We start from the raw sequence: 18,658 nt of genomic DNA, 5'->3' as shown, positions 1-18,658 counted from the left end.
TGCAAGCGTTATCGCCGTGCTCTGCTCTACAACTTCATCGAAAAGCGTCCATGTATGACTCGACGCCATCGTAGATCATCGTCAGTACACGAGCGCCTGACGGCATGGCAGATGCCATGTTCAGCACCGCGACCAGGTTGGCTGCGGAGGACAACCCCATGCTCACAGAGTCGTTTTGCAGGACTTCCCGGATCATCGACAAGCAGGCAGATTTCGACACCCCGACCATGCCAGTAACAATGCCGAGGTTGCAGACTTCCGGCACGATACCAATGGAAAGTCCCTGAATCTCATGCGATGCGTGCCTATCGTCGAGCAAGTCGCACTGCTCTGGCTGCACGCCATAGATGGCCATATCCGGCCAGTGGTTCCTCAGCACCTCTCCAACACCCGTGATATGTCCACCAGTTCCAATGCCAGCGAAGAAGAAGTCCGGGGGTGGCTGGCCTGCAAAGTCCCTCAGGATTTCCAGGGCTGTAGCTTCGCGATGGGCTTGCGGGTTGGCTGGATTGCGCTGCTGGTTGAGCATGACGAACTCCGGATGTTCCAGCAGTATCTGGATTGCCAGCTCGCCATGCGAGTTGTTCCCTTTTCTGCTATCCGACAGCACGACGTGAGCGCCATACAGCTCGAGCAATTGTCTCTTGTCAGGGCTGTAGTTGTCGGGAACCACCAGGGACACGCGGTACCCCAGGATGTTCCCCGCCATTGCCAGTCCAATCCCCGTATTTCCCCCGCTCGGCTCGAGAATGGTCTGCCCTTTCCCGCGCACCAGGATTCCTTTGCGTTCGGCATCCAGAATCATCCAGAGCGCGATACGCGCCTTATGACTTCCTCCTGGATTGAAGGATTCCAGCTTGGCGAATACGCTCACCCCCAGGCGAGCAGACAATTTGCTCAGCCGTATCACCGGCGTCCCGCCAATTAAATCGAGTAGCGAATCGTAGATCATGCTTTCCCTGCCTATGGTTCAGTACATCGGCATGTGCTGCTCTATCTCTTTCGCCCATCGCTTCATGCCGCCATCGAGCACTTGGACGTTGGAGAACCCTGCCCCCATGAGCTGTATGGCCGCGCGTTCGGCACGAGTGCCGGCGTAGCACACGAGGATGTAGCGCTTACTGAAGTCGAGATTGGCGAAATGGCTGGCGAGTTCGTTCAAGGGAACGTGGACGATCCCCGGCAACTGGCACACTTCGAGCTCGCCCGCGTCGCGTACATCCAGAAGGGCATAGTTTTCGCTGTTGGATTTCATCAACTGCAACAGGCAGCCGGGATCGATATAGCGATCGTCGTCGAGTCGTTGCGACGGTGCCGCGCTTGCCTGGCAGAGCAATCCCTCCCTCCAGTGGCGGGGATTCTCTGCAGCGGTTTTGCCGCAGGCCGGACAATCGTCGCGCCGATTGAACTTCACTTCATTGAAGTGCATGAGCAGCGCGTCGAATCGAAGAAGTCTGCCTGATAGGGACTTGCCCAGGCCGACGAGGGCCTTCACCGCCTCGGTTGCCTGCAGCAGGCCAATCACTCCAGGCAGCACACCAATAACTCCCCCTGCGTTACAGCTTGGAGCCATCTCAGGCGGGGGATTGTTCGGGAAGAGACATTGGTAGCAGGGGCCTCCCTCCAGATTGAAGACGCTGACCTGACCTTCGAACCGATAGATCGCGCCAAAGACGAGTGGTTTTCCGAGCTTGGCGCAAACCGCGTTGACCAAGTAACGTGTGGCGAAGTTGTCGGTGCCATCCAATACCAGGTCATAGCTCTGAATCAGTGACTGCGCATTGTCCGCGTCGATGGCGTAACGGTGGGTTACGACTTCAATGTAGGGGTTCAGGTCCTGCATCCGGCGCTGGGCGGACTCAACCTTCGGCATACCGAGCGTGCTATAGCCATGGACGACCTGGCGCTGGAGATTGCTCGACTCCACCACGTCAAAGTCAACCAGCCCGATGGTGCCCACTCCTGCTGCGGCCAGATAAAGGCAAGCGGGCGAACCCAGGCCGCCCGTTCCGATTATCAGCACCCTGGCCTGCTTCAGGCGCTGCTGGCCTTCCCTGCCAACGCCTGGCAACGTGATGTGGCGAACGTAGCGTTGAACTTCTTCGTCGCTCAACGCTTCAACGCCAGAACCGCCAGATGTCGCGAGCATGACTTCGACTTCATCTCCATCGGAAAGCTCGCCATCCAGATTGACTAGCGAACCTTTGTGGGTCAGCAGGAAGTGTTCTTTCAATTGACCGTTTTCGTAATACAGGTGCCCGAGTAATGAAGGATGCTTCCTGGCAAGGCCTGCCAGCAGCTCGCCAACCGTCAAGCCCGCTCCCTCCAGGCGCCCGCCTTCCAGTTGGGCGGCCCGTACCAGTACTTCCGGAAAAATTACCGTCTTCACTTTTCAGCTCCTTGCCAGATGTCTACTCGTCCTGGCTCGATGGCCCGAACTCTCGTGTGCATTCAAAGCGTCCGTTGCGCCAGGCAAACAGTTTTGCGCCGCGAACGTTGCCGGCGGCCACATCAACAACCAGGTAGTCGACCGGCAGCATTGGCTCCCCGGCATACAATGCCTTGTCGATATCCTCCCGGCTGAAGTAGGCACCGACGTCCGGGTGGGAGTGGTAGATGACGGATACCGGGCTGCACGTCTTGAAGCTGCTGTTGAGGAATACGGTATCCGTCACGGAAAACGTGTACCCGTTGGCGGCCGTGCGTGGGTACCTCCGGGGGTCAGCCATGTGCAGTTCATCCTGGATGTTCGTACCCTCTTTCACTTTTGCATCGGCGAGAACGAATCCGCAGCATTCCCTTGGATAGGTCCTGCAGGCGTGTCTGTAGATCACGCTCAATGCATGCTCGGTCAACACGTTCGTATTCATGTCACCTCCTGCCGAGCAGCTTCTCGATGGGAAGCTTGGTGATGGCAAATCCAGCCAATAGGAGCACGGTGAAGCCAATCAACTCGCGAGAGATGGCAACCCCTTCGTACCAGGCGCCGATGATCACGGCGAACACCGGGAAAATGATGAAGACGAACGACAGCACAACGGGACTCAAACGCTTGAGCAGGAAGAAGTACACGATGAATCCCCCGACTGATGCCACCAGACCGAGATAGATCAGGGCAGCCCAAGATCGGCTTGTGACGGCAGACAGGTTCGGGTGTTCCATCACGAGTCCGGCCATGAACAGCCCCAAGCCGGCGATGCCAATGGGCAGCGTATTGAAGGTGATCACGCCGATGTCAGCACCTTGCCTTTTGGTGATGACGTAGCTGAGTGCGTGCATGATCGCCGCGAGCAGGATGGCAAGTACGCCTAACAACTCCGTGTAGTCCAGATGCAGCCCTTGAGACCTGATGATCATGAACAGGCTGCCGAAGCCAATCGCAATACCAAGGATCTGCGACAGGTAGATGCGCTCGCGCAGGAAGATCGCGGAGAAGATCAGGATGAACACGGGCATGCTGCTGAACAGCAGCGCGGTAAGACCTGAAGCGACGTATTGCTCGCCATAGTTCAGCAGGTAGTAGGGCACGCTGAAGTAGCCGAGCGTCACGAAGACGAAGAAGGCCAGGAGTCGCCGCGGGAAAAAGATCGTCTCGTGGCGCAGCCGCGCAAAGAGCAGGAAAAGCGGAAATGCGATCAGAAAGCGCAATCCGGCGGCAGTTAGCGGCGGCACGCTCTCCACGGCGATCTTGATGCCGAGCCAGGTAGTCCCCCAGCTGATACACACCACTAGAAATAGAACAGCGGTCACCAGGCTGGCCACACGTACCTGCCGCCTGTTGATAGTCAGAGCTTGAATTGACATAAGTTGCACGTCTTTCCCCCATGTTATTCTTTGATTGACGCCCTTTATTGCTTATCAAACCTCTTTATTTGAGGTTAATTCGGAGAAAATATGCCGGTCAAAGCAAATATTGACACCGATTCAATTTTCAGATTCTTCCTACCAGAAGGGCCCGGCCTGAAGTACAAACGGCTGGCCCAGGGCATCGAAGAATCTATTCGCAATGGGGTTCTCCGGCAGGGAGTCAAGCTGCCGCCACATCGCATCCTCGCGGACAAGCTCGGTGTGACCGCGGGCACGGTGAGCCGGGCCTATGGTGAGCTGGAGCGCATGGGGCTGGTTGAGGCTCGGGTCGGCGACGGTACGTTCGTCCGCAACCGCGGTCGAGAACGTGCTCGGGAGGCGGGCTTTCGCAATTTCGTAGACAGCACCGAGATGTGCAACGACATGAGCCGGAATATGCATATTCCGGGCAATGAGACCGAACTGCTTTCCCGCAGCCTTCAGCAATTGAGTGCGGCCCCTGAGCTCCTGCAGGAGTTAATGCTCTACACACCCGACACAGGACTGCTCCGACACCGGCAAGCGGGAGCAACATGGCTGTCTCACGGTGAGTTTCAAGCGGAGCACCAGCAGATTCTGTGCGTCAATGGCAGCCAACACGGTCTGCTCGTCGTGCTTATGGCCATGCTGCGCGCCGGCGACACCCTGGTAACGGAGCAGCTCTCCTATCCTGGGCTGATCAGTGCCGCGCAACTGTTGGGCATCAAGGTGCTCGGCTTGGAAATGGATGAAGAGGGGCTACTGCCCGACGCCCTCGAAGAGGCCTGCCGCACGAACAGGATCACCGCCCTGTACTGCACACCCACCATCCAGAACCCGACCACTGCAGTGATGTCAGGCGCCAGGCGGAAGGAAATCGCGAAGATCTGCCGCGAGCACGGCTTGATCGTCATCGAGGACGAAACCCATGCTGTATTGATGGCCGAACGCCCCACCCCTCTCTGCCATCTGCTGCCTGAGCGGGGCATCCTCATCGGTGGCATGAGCAAGGCGGTCGCTGCAGGATTGCGGGTTGGATACGTTCATGCTCCTGCATCCATGGTAAGTCGCATGGCAGCAGCGCTTCGCAATTCGTGCTGGATGGCGACACCACTGGTTCTCGAGATTGCGAGCCGATGGGTCGAGGACGGTACTGCAAGCGCACTGCTCGAATACCAGAGAGGGGAAATCGCGCGTCGCCAAGCGCTGGTTGTGGACCTGCTGCAGGGCCTGACCTATCGCAGCCATCTATGCTGTCCGCATTTCTGGGTAGAAGTGCCAGCCCCCTGGCGCGCCATCGAAATAGAGCAAGGCATGCGCGGACAGCAGCATCTTGTCACCACCGCAGAGGCCTTTAGTACGGGCCGCGGTACGCTTCCCCAGGCCATTCGAATCAGCGTCAGCAATTCCCCAGGAGGGGGGAATACGTTATCTGACGGCTTCGCAGTCCTGGCAGCGCTCCTACGCGAAGGCCCCCAAGAGATGCTGACGATGCGTGCTTGATACGGGAGGCAACGGTCCCACCCGAGGAGGACTCTTGGGCTCAACGGTAGCGATAAGCACCGGCGCCTGGCTAAGGCATACCTATGGTCCGAGATCTACCATGGATTTCACTCGCCTGGGACGGCGAAACAAGAAGTCGAGGCAGCCACGAAAAGCAGCTAGACCATCCAGCGTGAAACCCACCCAAGCTTTAATCCGTTCTATCCATCCTGCGCAGAGCCTAACCCCGCGACAACCACGCCATCACCGCTCGGTTCACCCACGGCGGAGACAACTGCCCAGCCCAGTACAGCGCCGTGAACAACCCGCCCACCGGCCGGTGTACCCGCCGGCTGTGCGCGTGCCGCCAGGCCGCCTCGGCGATATCCTCGGCGTCCAGTCTCAGCCCCAGGCGACGCAACACCGGCGGCTGGTAGGCCTGCCCGGCGACCATCGGCGTGCGAACGAACGGCGGCATCAGGTCGGCCACACGAATACCGTGGCGGCGCCATTCCAGCTCCAGCGCCTCGGTAAGCCCGCGCACGGCGAACTTCGAGGCCGAGTAGACGGCCATCTCCGGTACGCCATACAGCCCCGATGCCGAGCCCATGTTGAGCACCTGCGCCTGCGGCGTCGCGCGCAGGAACGGAAAGGCCGCGTGACAGCAGTTGAGGACGCCATGCAGGTTGATCGCCAGCAACCGCGCGTGGTCCTCCAGGGCGACCTCTTCGAAGCGGCCGAAACGCAGGACGCCGGCGCAGTTGAACAGCAGGCGCAGGCGGCCATCGGCACAGAACTGCGCAAGCGCCTCGCCGACCGCGTCGGGCTCGCTGACGTCCACGGCGCGGTGCCAGGCGCCCGGCAGTTGCGCGGCCAAGCCGCGCAACGCCTCGGCATCGATGTCCAGCAAACCGACCCGCCAGCCCCGGCGGTGGAACAGCCGCGCGCTGGCGGCGCCGATTCCGGAAGCGGCACCACTGATCAGGATGTTCTGCACCTGTCGCCCTCCGCGCTGCATTCGACGACGAACGCGGCCGCCTCGTCCAACGCCCGGTCGGCGCTGGCCAACACGCCGGCATGAGCCTGGAACACGTGCCAGCAACCGGCGTAGCGCTGCAATCGCACCGCGACGCCCTGCTCACCGGCCCGTTGCGCCAGGCGCAGGCTGTCGTCGCGCAGCAGTTCGTCCTCGCCGACCTGTACCAGCAGCGGCGGCAGCCCCGCCAGGTCGGCATGCAGCGGCGACAAGGCGGCCGAGCCTGGCTCCGCGTCGGCCGGCAGCAGCAGGCGCACCGCGCTTTCCAGCCAGGCCCGCGACAGCAGCGGGTCGCCGGCCGCCGGCGTGTGCAGGCGCTGGCAGCCGAGGTCGGTCCAGGGCGAGAACAGCAGCAACCCGGCCGGCAACGGCAAGCCGCGCGCCTTCAGCTCCAGGGCCAGGGACAGCGCCAGGTGGCCGCCCGCGGAGTCGCCGGCGAGCAGCAGCCGGCGCGGCGAATGGCCGGCCTCCAGCAATGCCAGGTAGACCGCCAGGGCGTCGTCGCGGGCGGCGGGGAACGGATGTTCCGGGGCGCGCCGGTAGTCCACCGCGCAGACCTCGGCGGCGCAACGCCGGGCCAGGTGCGTGGTGATCGCCCGGTGGGTCGCCGGCGAGCCGATCAGGTAGGCGCCGCCGTGCAGGTAGAGCACCCGGCGCCGCGCCTCCACCCCGCGCGGCCGCAACCACTCGCAGGGCACGCCGGCGAGGCTGCGGCGCTCACGGACGACGCCGCCGGCGCCCAGCGTCGCCAGGCTCAGCCCGCGCAACACGCCGCGTTGCAGCGCCACTGGCATGGGCGGACGGACCAGCCCGCGGAACAACAGGCGCAGGCAGCCGCGCAGGAGACCGGCGCGCAGGCGTTGCGGCGGCGACATCAGGGGCGCTTCAGCGGGCCAGGTCATAGTCGGCAAGCTCCGGCCGGCGCGTACGCCAGCGATAGACGAAGGTGTAGCCCGGCCAGTTGTTGGTGTTCTTGCCGGCGGCAGTCTTGTACCAGCTGTCGCAGCCACGCTCCCAGACGGTATGGCGCAACCCCTGTTGCACCTCCAGGTTGAAGCGCCGCTGGACCTCGGGCTTCACGTCGAGGTAGCGCAAGCCCTGCTCCTGGAGCTGGCGCAGGCAGCCGAGCACGTAGGGGAACTGGCTTTCCAGCATGTAGACGATGGAGTTGTGGCCGAGGTTGGTGTTCGGCCCGTAAAGGATGAACAGGTTGGGGAAGCCGCTGACGCTGATGCCCTTGTAGGCTTCCGCGCCATCCGCCCAGGCCTGCCGCAGGTCGCGTCCGTCGAGGCCGAGGATGCGCATCGGGGTGAGGAACTCGGTGGCGGCGAAGCCGGTACCGAAGATGATCGCGTCGACCTCGTGCCGGCGGCCGTCACGGCCGACCACGGCGTCTTCGGTGACTTCGCGAATGCCCGTGTCGACCAGTTCGACATTGCTCCTGGCCAGCGCCGGGTAATAGTCGTTGCTGATCAGGATGCGCTTGCAACCCAGCGGGTAGTCGGGAACCAGCCGCGCGCGCAGTTGCGGATCGGCGATCTGCCGGTGCAGGTGACGATGGAAGCTCAGCCGCATCACCTTCATCAGCGCCGGGAAGGTCGCGAAGGCGAGCATCCGCGATTCGTGGTGCAGGTACTTGAGCCCCCGATCCAGGCGTTGCAGCCACGGCCAGCGCGCCTTCAGGCGGCGTTCCCAGTCGGCGTAGGTGCGGTCCGGCTTGGCGATCACGTAAGGCGCGCTGCGCTGGAACAGCGACAGGCGTTGCACCTGCGGGGCGATCCGCGGGACGAACTGGATGGCGCTGGCTCCGGTGCCGATCACCGCGACCCGCTTGCCGGCCAGCTCGACCTCGGCGTCCCAGTTCGCCGAGTGGAACGCCGGACCCTGGAAGCGCTCCAGGCCGGGCAGGCGCGGCAGCAGCGGCCGGCTCAACTGGCCGGTGGCGCAGACCAGGGCCCGTGCGCGCAGCGTCTGGCCATCGGCGCAGCGCACCTGCCATTCGCCGCTGCCGGCGTCGAAACGGGCCTCCTCCACCTCGCAGTGGAAACGGATCTTCTCGCGCAGACGGTACTTGTCCGCGCAATGCCGCAGGTAGTCGAGGATTTCCGCCTGCGGGGCGAACTTGCGCGACCAGTCGGCCTTCGGCTCGAAGGAAAACGAATAGAGATGCGAGGGGACGTCGCAGGCGGCGCCCGGGTAGCGGTTTTCCCGCCAGCAACCGCCGACATCGGCGGCCTTTTCCAGGACCAGATAATCGTCGATGCCTGCCTGTCGCAGGCGGATCGCCAAGCCGAGACCGGCGAAGCCGGCGCCGACCACCAGCACCCGCAAGGGGGCTTCAGGGCGGGACTCGTTGTGCATTGTTGTGCTCCCGTTTGTTGCTTGCCACGCCGTCCGGCGCGATTCCGCCCAGCGGCGGATGGCAGCATCCTAGTTCGCCGGGGCGACTGGCGTTATGGCCGGGCCGGACATAAAGTTGTGATTTTCGGTCAACCTCGGACGCCACCATGCCCACTCCGCCCTGGTCTCCCCGCCGCAGCGCCATCAGCGCGCACCTGCTGATCCAGTTCGGCATCGACCGCGGCCTCGGCCTGGAGCAGTGCCTGGCAGGTAGCGGCCTGGATATCCGCCTGCTCGGCGATCCCTCCGGGGAAATCGACGCGGCCCAGGAACTGAGCGTAGTGCGCAACCTGGTCCGGCACCTGGGCGACGCCTGCGCGCCGGGCCTGGCGGCAGGCCTGCGCTATCACCTCAACGCCTACGGCATCTGGGGCTTCGCCCTGCTCAGCAGCCCGACCTTCCTCAGCGCCGCGCAACTGGGCCTGCGCTACCTCGACCTGACCTTCGCCTTCCATGGCATCCGCCTGGAGGTACACGACGATGAAGCGCACCTGGTGCTCGACGACGCCGGCATTCCCGAGGACCTGCGGATTTTCCTCCTCGAACGCGACGCCGGTGGCGTGCTGCGCATCCAGCGCGACCTCACCGGGCAGCGCCTGCCGATCCTCCGCGCCGGCTTCCGCCGCCCACCGCCCGCCGATCCCGCGCCCTACGTGCGCGAGCTGGGCCTGTGCCCGGCGTTCGGCCAGGCGGACAACCGGGTGGTCTTCGAACGGCGCTTCCTCGACCTCCCGCTGCCCGGCGCCAATCCAGAGGTGGCGCGCGCCTGCGAGGAGCAGTGCCGCGCCCTGCTCGCCCGCCGCCAGGTGCGCGGCGGTCTGGCCGGACGCATCCGCGACCGCTTGCTGAGGACGCCCGGCCACTTGCCGGACATGCAGACCCTGGCCATGGAACTGCACCTCACCGTGCGTACCCTGCGTCGCCGCCTGGACGACGAGGGCAGCAGCTACCGCCTGTTGCTCGACGAGGTGCGCCTGGCCCTCGCCGAAGAGCTGCTGGCCACCGGCGCGATTCGCCTGGAGGAGATCGCCGAGCGCCTCGGCTACGGCGAGGTGTCCAACTTCATCCATGCCTTCAGGCGCTGGAAAGGCATGACGCCGCGCCAGTATCGCCAGCGGCGACGACTCGACGCGATGTCCTGAGCCGCTCCGGGCTTATTCCACGAAGGCAGGACGCCAGCGCTCGATGTTCGTTTCGCCGCCGCCTGCCAGCGGCTAGATTGGCCGTTCACGCGCGGCATCCGGCGGCGCGGCAGCGGAGGCATCTCCGCTGGCAACGGGAGAACGACACATGGGTTGCCAGCAACACGCATGGCCGGCGCACGCGCCGGAGCAGGTCGAGGCCGAGGTCAACTATATCCGCGACAACGGCCAACGGCCGGTCGCCTACACCTATCCGGCCCCCGCCGGGACGCCGCAGCGCAGCGCGCTGTTGCAGCCGACCCGGGTGGCGATCCGCAATGCGCGTCTGCTGGCGCAACCGGCCAGCCTGGAGCGCGAGGGTTTCCAACTGGTGCGCGAGGCGAGCGCGGTGGGCGATTTCGAGGATGAAGCCCAGGTTCGTGAACGCTACTACCCGGAAAGCATCGCCCTGCTCCGCCGCCTGACCGGCGCCGCCGAGGCGGTGATCTTCGACCACACGCTGCGCGTCGACCAGGCCGGGCGCGAAGAACGCGGCCTGCGCGAACCGGTGCGCTACGTGCACAACGACCAGACCCTGCGCTCGGCGCCGCGCCGGGTCCGCGACCACCTGCCGGCGGAATGCGCCGAACGGCGCCTGGCCGGACGCTTCCAGATCGTCAACCTGTGGCGTCCGTTCGGCCATCCGGCGCAGCGCGCGCCGCTGGCGTTGCTGGACGCCCGCAGCCTGGCGTTCGACGACCTGGTGGCCAGTGACCTGGTGTACCGTGACAAGGTGGGCGAAACCTACTCGGTCAAGCCCAACCCGGAGCACCGCTGGTACTACTACCCGCACCTGCTGCCGGAGGAAGCGCTGCTGCTGAAGATCTACGATTCGCGGGAGGACGCGCAGGCCCGCCTCGGCGCGCACACCGCCTTCGACGATCCCTGCACCCCGGCCGATGCGCCGCCGCGGCAGAGTATCGAACTGCGTTGCCTGCTGTTCTTCGACGAATGAGTCAGGCGGGGCGCAGGCTGATCCAGTAGTCGCTGTAGCGCAGCACGCGGATCGGCAGGCTGCGTCCGAGCATGTCCAGGGACGTGTGCATGTCGTCCAGCGGGAACAGACCGCTGACGCGGTTGCCGGCGATCTCCGCGTCGAGCTGGAGGATGCCTGGCAGATAGGGCCGGAAGGCCTCCGCGACCCAGGCCAGGGAGCGGTCGTGGACCTCCAGCCAGCCGCTGGCCCAGGCATCCTCTCCGGCCTGCATCGGGCCCTGTTCGAGCAGGCCGCCGGCATCGAACAGCAGGCTACGTCGTGCCGCCACCGCCAGCTGGCGTCCCTCACCGGTGGTCAGCCGCGCGCTGCCGCGCAGGGTCACCAGGCGGATCGCCCCGCGCTCCTCGGCCAGCAGCAGGCTGCCGCTGGCGCAGTCCACCCGTCCGGCGGCGCAGTCGAGGGCGAAGGCGCCGCGCGGGTCCTCCTTCACTTCCAGGCGCATCGCGCCGCGCCGCAGCTCCAGGCGTCGCTGGGCGCCGTCGAGCAGCGGTCGCACCTTGCTCCGCGCGTTCAGGCGCAGGCGGCTGCCGTCGGCCAGCAACCAGTCGCGGCGCTCGCCGGTGCCTGTCGCCAGTTCGCCGGGCAGACCCATGCCGGCCTGGACCCAGCGCTCCAGGCCGGCGCCGCCGGCGAGCAGGACGAACAGCCCGAGGGCGCCGCCGACGAAGCGCCGGCGGCTCGACGGCTGCTCCAGGGCGCGCAGCACGGTAGCGCTCGGCTGGCCGCGCCAGGGCGAGTCCTGTAGCGGCGCGAGGCTGCCAAGCAGTTGCCGGAACACCTCGGCATGCTCGCTCGACAGCGCCTTCCAGCGTTCCAGGGCATCGCCCTCGGCGGCGCTGAAGTCGCCGGATTGCAGGCGCACCATCCATTCGATGGCCTCCTCGACGATGCGTTGCCGTTCCGGCTTCTCGCTCATTCCTGGAATCCCCGGTAGCAGCAGTGCAAGGCATCCTTCATCAACTGGTGGATGCGCCCCAGGGACAATCCGAGGCGTTCGCCGATCTGCACGTAGGTCAGGCCTTCCAGCTGGCTCATCAGGAACACTGCCCTGGCCTGCCCGGACAGGCCGTCGAGCAGGCGGTCGATGGCTTGCAGGCTCTCGATCAGCATCCACTGCTCGTGAGGCGACGGCTGCACCGCCTCCGGAGCCTCGGCGAGGATCTGCAGGTAGGCGCGCTCCAGGTCCTTGCGCCGCCAGCTCTCGTACATCAGGCGTTGCGCGATGGTCGCGAGGAACGCCCGCGGCGAGCGGATCGACGCCGGGTCGGGGAGCATCCAGACCTGCAGGAAGGCCTCGGCGGCGAGGTCTTCGGCGCTGTGGCTACAGCCGGTCTGGTAGGACAGCTTCTTGCACAGCCAGTCGTAGTTCTGCTGGAACAACTGGGCGATCAGGGTGTTCTTGATGGAGCCTTGGCTATCCATGGTAAGCGTTCGCTGCTGGCAGGCCACGCCACGGATAGCGGTAGTGAGCCTGGAGGTTGAGGAACGGCGCCCGGGGCTGTTCCCGTGGCGCGCGGTAGGGAATCAATCGAGGCGCTCCCGGCAGTCCGCCGTGCCCGCCGGCCGCTGCGCGGACAGCCAGCCGCAGGCGGCGGCGCCGAGGATCAGCGCGGCGCCCCACCAGGGGAGCGCGCGCACCGCCACCTGGTCCACCAGGATCGCGCCGATGAAGGCGCCCAGGGCCACGCCGAGCTGGATCGCGCTGGTGTTGAGGCTGATCTGGATCGCCGCGGTGTCCGGGCTGAGTTCCACCAGGTATTTCTGGATCGCCGGCCCCGGCGCCATGTTGAACACGCACCAGAACACCACCGCGCCCAGCAGCAGCGGCAGGCCGTCGGTGGCGAACGGCAGCAGGACCAGGGCCAGTGCGTGCAGGAGCAGGAAGGCGACGAAGGTGGCCGGCCCCGGCCAGCGGTCGGCGGCGCGTCCGCCGAGCAGCGCGCCGAGGATGCCGCCGCCCCCGTAGACCAGCAGGACCAGGCTGATGGTCGGTTTGTCGAGGGCCATGCTGCCGACCAGGAACGGCACGATGTAGGTGTAGACGGTGAACTGGCCGGTCATCTGCAACAGCGATGCCAGGTGGGCGAACGGCACCCGGCCCCGGGCCAGCGCCCGCAGTTGCTCCGCCGGGGCGATGCCGGGCGCGCCGGGGATGGCCGGCAGCAGGCGCAGGAGCAGCGGCAGGCCGAGCAACGCGACCCCGGCGAGCAGCAGGAACAGGCTACGCCAGCCCCAGAACTCGCCGATCAGGGTGCCCAGCGGTACGCCCAGCACCAGCGAGGCGACGATGCCGGCGAACACCAGACCGATCGCTCGGCCGCGCCGTTCCGGCGCGACAATGGCCACCGCCAGGGTGATCGCCACCACCACGATGACCGAGGCGCTGGCCGCCACCAGCAGCCGGCTCGCCAGCAACAGGGCGAAGCTCGGCGCGGCGGCGCTGGCCAGGTTGGCGCCGATGAACGCCAGCAGCGCGCCGGCCAGCAGGCGGCGGCGCTCGATACCGGCGCTGAGGTAGACCAGCAGCGGGCCGAGCAGCGCATAGACCAGCGCGTACAGGCTCATCAGCAACCCGGCCCGGCCCTGGCTGACGGCGAAACTGGCGGCCAGTTCGTCGAGCACCCCGGCCACCACCAGTTCCACCGTGCCGACCACGAAGGCCAGTCCGGCCAGCAGCCAGACGCCGACCTCCGCCCTGCTCCGTTCAGTCTCGCCCATGGCTGCGTGCCTCCCCGTCGATGGCGTAGCGATAGCGCCCGAGCATGACCAGCAGCCCTGCCGCCACGCCGAACGCGCCGAGCAGGACCAGCGTCGAGCCCGCGTAGGAGCCCGCGCGGTCGTAGAAGTAACCCAGCAGCCAGGCCCCCAGGCTGATGGCGATGGCGAAGGTGAAGGGCTGGATCGAGCCATAGATCACGCTGAAATGGCGCAGGCCGAAGTAGCGGCTGACGAAGTACTGGGTGGTGCCGGTCTCGCCGCCGGCGCCCAGGCCGATCAGGAACACCGCGCCCCAGAGCAGCGCCGGCGGTCCGCCAAGGAGCAGGAGCAGCAGCCCGAGCGCCGCCAGCAGGGCGAACGGCAAGGCGATGCGCGGGGTGTCGTAGCGGTCCAGCAGGTAGCCCAGCGCCGGTTGCGAAACGATCATGCCGACCCACAGCGCCGCCAGCACGTCGGTGGCGACTTCCCGCGACAGGCCGCGCTCCTGCAACAGCGGCACGCCATGCACCATCACGCCAGTGACGGCGAACACGCCGAGGATCAGGTTGCCGACGATCAGCCAGAAGTCCGCCGAGCGCCAGGCCTGGCCTGGCGTCGCTCCGGGCAGCGCGTCGGCTGGCGGGCGCAGCGCCTGCGGCAGGTCGCCGGGTCGCTCGCGGAACAACGCATAGAGCAGCGGCAGCGCCAGGAGGCCTTCGAGCAGGCCATAGACGAGGAAGGTGGCGCGCCAGCCGAAGGCGTCGATGCAGGCGCTGCCCAGGTACAGCGCCAGCGGCCCGCCGACGCCGAAGCCGAGTCCGAGGATGCCGTAGGCCGCGCCGCGACGACGCTCGAACCAGCCGCCGAGAATCCGCGCATAGGGAATGTTGCCCGGCGTCAGCAGGCCGAGCAGCGCGAACAGCAGGTATAGCTGCCAGCCGCTGCGCGCCAGCGCCAGGCTGGCCAGGCACAGGGCCAGCGCGGCGGTCAGCGGCAGGACCAGGGCGCGCGCGCCCCAGCGATCCACCAGCCAGCCCTTCAGCGGGCTGCTCAGGGCTACCGCCAGGCCCAGCAGGGTCACCGGCAGCGCCGACTGGCCGCGGTCCCAGTCCAGGTCGGCGGCGATCGGCTCGATGAACAGCGAGAAGCTGCTGATCACCAGCCCGGTGGGGCCGAAGATCACCCCCACTACCGAGGCCAGCAGCACCCCACAACTGGCCACGCCGAACTCGCCGACGGCAGGCGCCGGCGCGACGTCCTCCATGGCCTCGCGGGCGACGCCGCTCATGCGTCGCGCCTCAGGCGCTCGATCAGTTGGCGGCGCAAGCGGATGTCCTCGGCGTTCTCGGTGGTGGCCTCAAGCTGGACGATCTCGATGCCGGCGCGATGAAAGGCCAGGATCTGTTCCGCCACCTCGCCGACGCTGCCCACCAGCACCCCGGCGAAGCTGCGCTGCACGGTATTCGCCACCCATTCGCGCAAGGCCTCCGGCTCCAGCCGGGCGAGCCGGTCGCGCTCGCCGTCGCGGGCGACCTGCGGCGATGCCGCCAGTTCGTCGAGGGGCCGTGCCAGAAGCAGTTCGAAAGCGGCCTGGCGGTAGTGCTCGGCGATGTCCAGGGCCGCCGCCGGACTGTCGCCGAGGATCACCTGGAAGTGCTTCCAGAACTTCAGCCGCCGTCCCTGCTCCGCCGCCTCCTCGTTCAGCCTGCGCTTGAGCTCCGCGGTCTGCGTGGGGCTGGCGAAGTGGCCGGCGTAGACGTCGGCGAAGCGCACCGCCAGGCGTTGTGCCTGCGCCGAGGAGCCGCCAACGGATAGCGGCGGGCGCGGCCGCTGGATCGGCAGGAAGCCGCTGCCGGCGTCCTCCAGCCGGTAGAACTCGCCGTGGTAGTCGAAGGGTTCGCGGCTTTCCAGGGCGCGGGTGAAGACCTCCAGGTACTCCACGGCGCGCCGGTAGCGTTCGTCCTTGTCGGCGAAGTCGCCGTCGCGGCGCACGTCGGCGTCGCTGGAGCCGATCACCAGGTGTACGCCGGCGCGCCCGTTGGACAGGCCGTCGAGAGTGGCCAGGGCGCGCGCGGCAACGGTCGGCTGGGCGCTCCCCGGTCGGTGCGCGACGGTGGCGCGCAGGCGCGGCGCCGCGGCCAAAGCCCAGCCGGCGACCAGCCAGGGGTCGGGCCAGGCAGCGGAAACGGTGAACAGCGCGCCGTCGAGGCCGTCCGCCTCTTCCAGGCGGGCCTTCTGCTGGATGTCGAAGGCGCTCACCGCGCGACTGCGGGTGTCCGGCAGGAAACGCGCGGCCTGGCGGGCGAAGGCACTGTCGCCGATGACCGCGGAGGCGCGCACGCCGCCGCGCAGTTCGATGCTCATGGTTCGTCCTCCTTAGAAGGTGTAGGCCGCGCCGAGGTAGTAGAAGGCGCCGTTGAAGCTGATCTGCGAGGCATAGGTGTCGTACTGGTTGAAGCCGAGGTAGGCGCTCTCGGCCGGCAGCTTGTCGGGCTTCACGTCGAACAGATTGTTGGCCCCGGCGCTCAGGGTCAGGTTGCGGCTCGCCGCATAGCGCAGGGCAACGTCGGTGATGTACTTGGGCGAGTTCTCGAAGCGGTTGAAGACCGTGGTCGAATAGGCATGCTCGCCGGTGTAGTAGTCCAGTTCGGAAACCGTCTTGCTGTAGCGCGTTTCGCGCAGGGTCAGGCCCCAGCGCCGGTAGCTCCAGTCGGCCTGCAGGCTGACCTGGCTGCGCGGCGTGGAGCTGGTGATCCAGGCCTGCTGCTGGTCGTTGAGCAGCGGCTGGCCGTTGCGCCCGCGATGGTTCCTGACCAGCTTCGTGCGATTGACGTTGGCGCCCAGGCGCCAGTCGATCCGGCCCCACTCGCCGAGCCGGGTCAGGTAGCTGGCGGTGAGGTCGAGGCCGTGGGTACGGGTGTCGGCGCCGTTGGTCATGTAGTGGGTGCTGACCTGGGTCAGTCCGGCCGGGATGCTGATCCCGCCGGCGCGCAGCGCATCGATCGCCGGCTGTCCGGAATAGGTGGCACCGTCGACGATGCGGTCGCGGATCTCGATGCGATAGGCGTCGATGGCCAGGTTCAGGTCCGGCAAGGGATCGAGCACCAGGCCGAGGTTGTAGCTGATCGATTTTTCCGGCTCCAGGTCTTCGGCGCCGAGCAGCCTGGCCGCCGGCGAGTTGACCGCCAGCAGGCCGCTGGCGATGGTCGGCGAGACGCCCAGGCTTGTGTAGTTCTCCTGGGCCAGCGACGGCGCGCGGAAGCCGCTGCTGAGACTGGCCCGCGCCGATACCTCGGGGCTGAAGCGGTAGCGGCTGGCGAGCTTGCCGTTGGTGGTGCTGCCGAAGTCGCTGTAGTGCTCGTAGCGCGCCGCCGTCTCCAGTTGCCAGCGCTCGTCGAGGGCGATGGACAGGTCGAGATAGGCGCCGAGCACGTCGCGGCTCCACTGTCCGGCGGTGGCCGGCGCCTGCCCGGGGAGTGCCTTGGAACCGCCGTTGTAGTAGGACCAGGGATCGCCGGCCTCGACCTCGTAGAGCTCGCGGCGCTGCTCCAGGCCCCAGGAGAAATTCAGCGGCGCCGGCAGCCAGGCGAGGTCGAAGTCGCGGCGCAGGTCGAGATTGTTGGTCCACTGGGTGGCCTTGTAGCGCGCCAGGTCGAAGGAGCGCGGCGAATCGCCGGTCTCGCCGTAGAGGGCGAGGTTGATCGAATGGTCCATGCCGATCTCCGGGCGGTCGGCACCGTAGGTCGAACTGAGGTCCCAGTCCCAGGCGCCGAACAGCTCGCCGCCACGGGCGCCGAGGGTCAGTGAATAGTCGTCCTCGTCGCTGGTGATGCGCGGGGTGAAGCCGTTCGGATAGAGTCGCGGCGCCAGGGACGGCAACTGGTAGATCTGCGCCGAGGACACCGAGCGATGGGTATAGGTGGCGAAGCTGTACAGCTCGACGTTGTCGTCCAGCGCCACGCCGGCGTTGTAGGCCAGCGCCTGGCGGTGCAGCGAAGGGTCGCCGATGGACGGGTTGCCGTAGTGCCCGGTACGCTGGTCGATGCCGGCGCGGATGGTCCGCGCCTGTTCGCGGAACTGCGCGCTGAGGTTGAGGAACCCGCTCTCGCCGAAACGCAGGCCGCCATTCACCCCGCCGTTCTGGGTCAAGCCGTCGCCATCGCCGTAGCGACCGTTGTCGTAGGCGAGCCGGCCGCCGTGGTCGGCCGACTTGAGGATGACGTTGATCACCCCGGCGATGGCGTCCGAGCCGTACTGCGCCGAGGCGCCGTCGCGCAGCACCTCGATGCGCTCGATGGCGGCGAGCGGGATGGTATCCAGGTCGACCCCGGTGGAGCCGCTCTGCAGCCCGCCGCTGACATTGATGTTGGCGGTCTCGTGACGGCGCTTGCCGTTCACCAGCACCAGCACGTGGTTGGGACTCAGGCCGCGCAGCGACTGCGCGTTGGTCAGCGCCGAAGCGTTGTAGGCCTGGGCCTGGCGCGACAGCGAGGGCAGCAGGCGCACCAGGGCGTCGCGCAGGTCGCCGCTGCCACTGTCGCGCAATTGCTCGGCGCTGACCACATCGATCGGTGCCAGGCTCTCGCCGGCCTTGACATCGGCCTTGCGGGTGCCGGTGACCACCACCGTGGCCAGGGTCCCGGCGGGCTTCGCCGTCGGCAGCGCGGCATCCGGCGCCGTGGCGCGTTGCAGGCTGAGCACGCCGGCGGCGCTGCGGCTGTATTCCAGGCCGCTGCCCTGCAAGGCCCGCTGCAGCGCCTGCTCGACGCTGTAGGAGCCCTGGATCGCCGGTGCCGGCAGGCCCTCCACCAGGTGCTGGTCGAAGGCGATCGGGGTGCGACTCTGGCGGACTATGCTCAGCAGTACCTGGGCCAGTTCGCCGGCCGGGATGTCGAAGCGCTGAATCTCGGCGCGGCTGGTGGCGCGGACCTCCTCTGCCGCCGACTCGCCGGGCTGGCCAAGGCAGGCCAGGCCGACCGCGCAGAGCACGGGGACGAGTCGAAGACGTGGCGAACGCGGGTTGGGCATGGTCGGTTCATC

Annotated in this window: 16 protein-coding genes; 3 read left to right on the top strand and 13 right to left on the bottom strand. The window is 66.7% G+C overall.

All coding sequences use genetic code 11. The features are described 5' to 3' along the window. Positions 1-34: 34 nt before the first annotated feature. Genes HMPREF1224_RS41315 through HMPREF1224_RS41300 form a run of 4 tightly spaced genes read right to left on the bottom strand, consistent with a single transcriptional unit; the run spans position 35 to position 3,762 of the window. Complete coding sequence (locus HMPREF1224_RS41315; protein WP_003113282.1) at positions 35-952, bottom strand: cysteine synthase family protein; 918 nt, start codon at positions 950-952, stop codon at positions 35-37. An 18-nt stretch (positions 953-970) separates the two neighbouring features. Continuing rightward, entirely contained in the window at positions 971-2,389 is a 1,419-nt protein-coding gene (gene moeB, locus HMPREF1224_RS41310; RefSeq protein WP_003106152.1) for a molybdopterin-synthase adenylyltransferase MoeB, read from the bottom strand. Between the two features lie 22 nt (positions 2,390-2,411). Next, complete coding sequence (locus HMPREF1224_RS41305) at positions 2,412-2,870, bottom strand: M67 family metallopeptidase (protein ID WP_003106151.1); 459 nt, start codon at positions 2,868-2,870, stop codon at positions 2,412-2,414. A 1-nt stretch (position 2,871) separates the two neighbouring features. Continuing rightward, positions 2,872-3,762 (bottom strand): DMT family transporter, encoded by an 891-nt coding sequence (locus HMPREF1224_RS41300; protein ID WP_003120268.1) that lies wholly within the window; start codon positions 3,760-3,762, stop codon positions 2,872-2,874. A 132-nt stretch (positions 3,763-3,894) separates the two neighbouring features. On the opposite strand from HMPREF1224_RS41300, the gene mdrR2 reads away from it, so the two are divergent. Further along, positions 3,895-5,328 (top strand): efflux pump transcriptional regulator MdrR2, encoded by a 1,434-nt coding sequence (gene mdrR2 / locus HMPREF1224_RS41295; protein ID WP_003106149.1) that lies wholly within the window; start codon positions 3,895-3,897, stop codon positions 5,326-5,328. Between the two features lie 220 nt (positions 5,329-5,548). Here the strand turns inward: mdrR2 and HMPREF1224_RS41290 are convergent, their stop codons facing one another. Genes HMPREF1224_RS41290 through HMPREF1224_RS41280 form a run of 3 tightly spaced genes read right to left on the bottom strand, consistent with a single transcriptional unit; the run spans position 5,549 to position 8,704 of the window. Beyond that, entirely contained in the window at positions 5,549-6,304 is a 756-nt protein-coding gene (locus tag HMPREF1224_RS41290; RefSeq protein WP_003113283.1) for an SDR family oxidoreductase, read from the bottom strand. Further along, the gene (locus HMPREF1224_RS41285; protein ID WP_003142502.1) at positions 6,289-7,218 is read right to left on the bottom strand and encodes an alpha/beta hydrolase; all 930 of its coding nucleotides are present in this window, start codon (positions 7,216-7,218) and stop codon (positions 6,289-6,291) included. Before HMPREF1224_RS41285 ends, HMPREF1224_RS41290 begins: the two co-directional genes overlap by 16 nt. Positions 7,219-7,228: 10 nt before the next feature. Further along, entirely contained in the window at positions 7,229-8,704 is a 1,476-nt protein-coding gene (locus tag HMPREF1224_RS41280; protein ID WP_010794131.1) for a flavin-containing monooxygenase, read from the bottom strand. A gap of 146 nt (positions 8,705-8,850) precedes the next feature. On the opposite strand from HMPREF1224_RS41280, the gene HMPREF1224_RS41275 reads away from it, so the two are divergent. Continuing rightward, positions 8,851-9,885, top strand: a complete 1,035-nt coding sequence (locus tag HMPREF1224_RS41275; RefSeq protein ID WP_010794130.1) for an AraC family transcriptional regulator — start codon at positions 8,851-8,853, stop codon at positions 9,883-9,885. Positions 9,886-10,033: 148 nt separating this feature from the next. Beyond that, entirely contained in the window at positions 10,034-10,879 is an 846-nt protein-coding gene (locus tag HMPREF1224_RS41270) for a CmcJ/NvfI family oxidoreductase (RefSeq protein ID WP_010794129.1), read from the top strand. Position 10,880: 1 nt separating this feature from the next. On the opposite strand, the gene HMPREF1224_RS41265 is transcribed toward HMPREF1224_RS41270, so the two are convergent. The 6 genes from HMPREF1224_RS41265 to HMPREF1224_RS41240 form a co-directional block, all read right to left on the bottom strand. After that, positions 10,881-11,837: a FecR family protein gene (locus HMPREF1224_RS41265; RefSeq protein WP_003114844.1), complete on the bottom strand. Its 957-nt coding sequence runs from the start codon at positions 11,835-11,837 to the stop codon at positions 10,881-10,883. After that, positions 11,834-12,343 carry a sigma-70 family RNA polymerase sigma factor gene (locus HMPREF1224_RS41260; protein WP_003107976.1) on the bottom strand — a complete coding sequence of 170 codons (510 nt, stop codon included), beginning with the start codon at positions 12,341-12,343 and terminating at the stop codon, positions 11,834-11,836. Before HMPREF1224_RS41260 ends, HMPREF1224_RS41265 begins: the two co-directional genes overlap by 4 nt. Before the next feature lie 102 nt (positions 12,344-12,445). Beyond that, the gene (locus HMPREF1224_RS41255; RefSeq protein WP_010794128.1) at positions 12,446-13,639 is read right to left on the bottom strand and encodes an MFS transporter; all 1,194 of its coding nucleotides are present in this window, start codon (positions 13,637-13,639) and stop codon (positions 12,446-12,448) included. Continuing rightward, positions 13,626-14,906: an MFS transporter gene (locus tag HMPREF1224_RS41250; RefSeq protein ID WP_010794127.1), complete on the bottom strand. Its 1,281-nt coding sequence runs from the start codon at positions 14,904-14,906 to the stop codon at positions 13,626-13,628. The genes HMPREF1224_RS41255 and HMPREF1224_RS41250 overlap by 14 nt, the downstream gene beginning before the upstream one ends. Continuing rightward, positions 14,903-15,982, bottom strand: coding sequence for an LLM class flavin-dependent oxidoreductase (locus HMPREF1224_RS41245; RefSeq protein ID WP_003120261.1), 1,080 nt, complete (start codon positions 15,980-15,982; stop codon positions 14,903-14,905). The genes HMPREF1224_RS41250 and HMPREF1224_RS41245 overlap by 4 nt, the downstream gene beginning before the upstream one ends. Before the next feature lie 12 nt (positions 15,983-15,994). Continuing rightward, positions 15,995-18,646, bottom strand: a complete 2,652-nt coding sequence (locus HMPREF1224_RS41240) for a TonB-dependent receptor (protein WP_010794126.1) — start codon at positions 18,644-18,646, stop codon at positions 15,995-15,997. Positions 18,647-18,658 lie beyond the last annotated feature (12 nt).

The sequence above is a fragment of the Pseudomonas sp. P179 genome (genome assembly GCF_000478485.2).
Taxonomy (GTDB): domain Bacteria; phylum Pseudomonadota; class Gammaproteobacteria; order Pseudomonadales; family Pseudomonadaceae; genus Pseudomonas; species Pseudomonas aeruginosa.
Note: the sequence above shows the minus strand (reverse complement) of the source record. Positions and strands in the feature narration are given on the sequence as shown.

Coding starts and splice junctions, on each gene's coding strand:
- HMPREF1224_RS41240 (WP_010794126.1), bottom strand. CDS start 18,646: ATGCCCAACCCGCGTTCGCCACGTCTTCGACTCGTCCCCGTGCTCTGC.
- HMPREF1224_RS41255 (WP_010794128.1), bottom strand. CDS start 13,639: ATGGGCGAGACTGAACGGAGCAGGGCGGAGGTCGGCGTCTGGCTGCTG.
- HMPREF1224_RS41265 (WP_003114844.1), bottom strand. CDS start 11,837: ATGAGCGAGAAGCCGGAACGGCAACGCATCGTCGAGGAGGCCATCGAA.
- HMPREF1224_RS41250 (WP_010794127.1), bottom strand. CDS start 14,906: ATGAGCGGCGTCGCCCGCGAGGCCATGGAGGACGTCGCGCCGGCGCCT.
- HMPREF1224_RS41305 (WP_003106151.1), bottom strand. CDS start 2,870: ATGAATACGAACGTGTTGACCGAGCATGCATTGAGCGTGATCTACAGA.
- HMPREF1224_RS41285 (WP_003142502.1), bottom strand. CDS start 7,218: ATGTCGCCGCCGCAACGCCTGCGCGCCGGTCTCCTGCGCGGCTGCCTG.
- mdrR2 (WP_003106149.1), top strand. CDS start 3,895: ATGCCGGTCAAAGCAAATATTGACACCGATTCAATTTTCAGATTCTTC.
- HMPREF1224_RS41270 (WP_010794129.1), top strand. CDS start 10,034: ATGGGTTGCCAGCAACACGCATGGCCGGCGCACGCGCCGGAGCAGGTC.
- HMPREF1224_RS41260 (WP_003107976.1), bottom strand. CDS start 12,343: ATGGATAGCCAAGGCTCCATCAAGAACACCCTGATCGCCCAGTTGTTC.
- HMPREF1224_RS41280 (WP_010794131.1), bottom strand. CDS start 8,704: ATGCACAACGAGTCCCGCCCTGAAGCCCCCTTGCGGGTGCTGGTGGTC.
- HMPREF1224_RS41275 (WP_010794130.1), top strand. CDS start 8,851: ATGCCCACTCCGCCCTGGTCTCCCCGCCGCAGCGCCATCAGCGCGCAC.
- HMPREF1224_RS41315 (WP_003113282.1), bottom strand. CDS start 952: ATGATCTACGATTCGCTACTCGATTTAATTGGCGGGACGCCGGTGATA.
- HMPREF1224_RS41245 (WP_003120261.1), bottom strand. CDS start 15,982: ATGAGCATCGAACTGCGCGGCGGCGTGCGCGCCTCCGCGGTCATCGGC.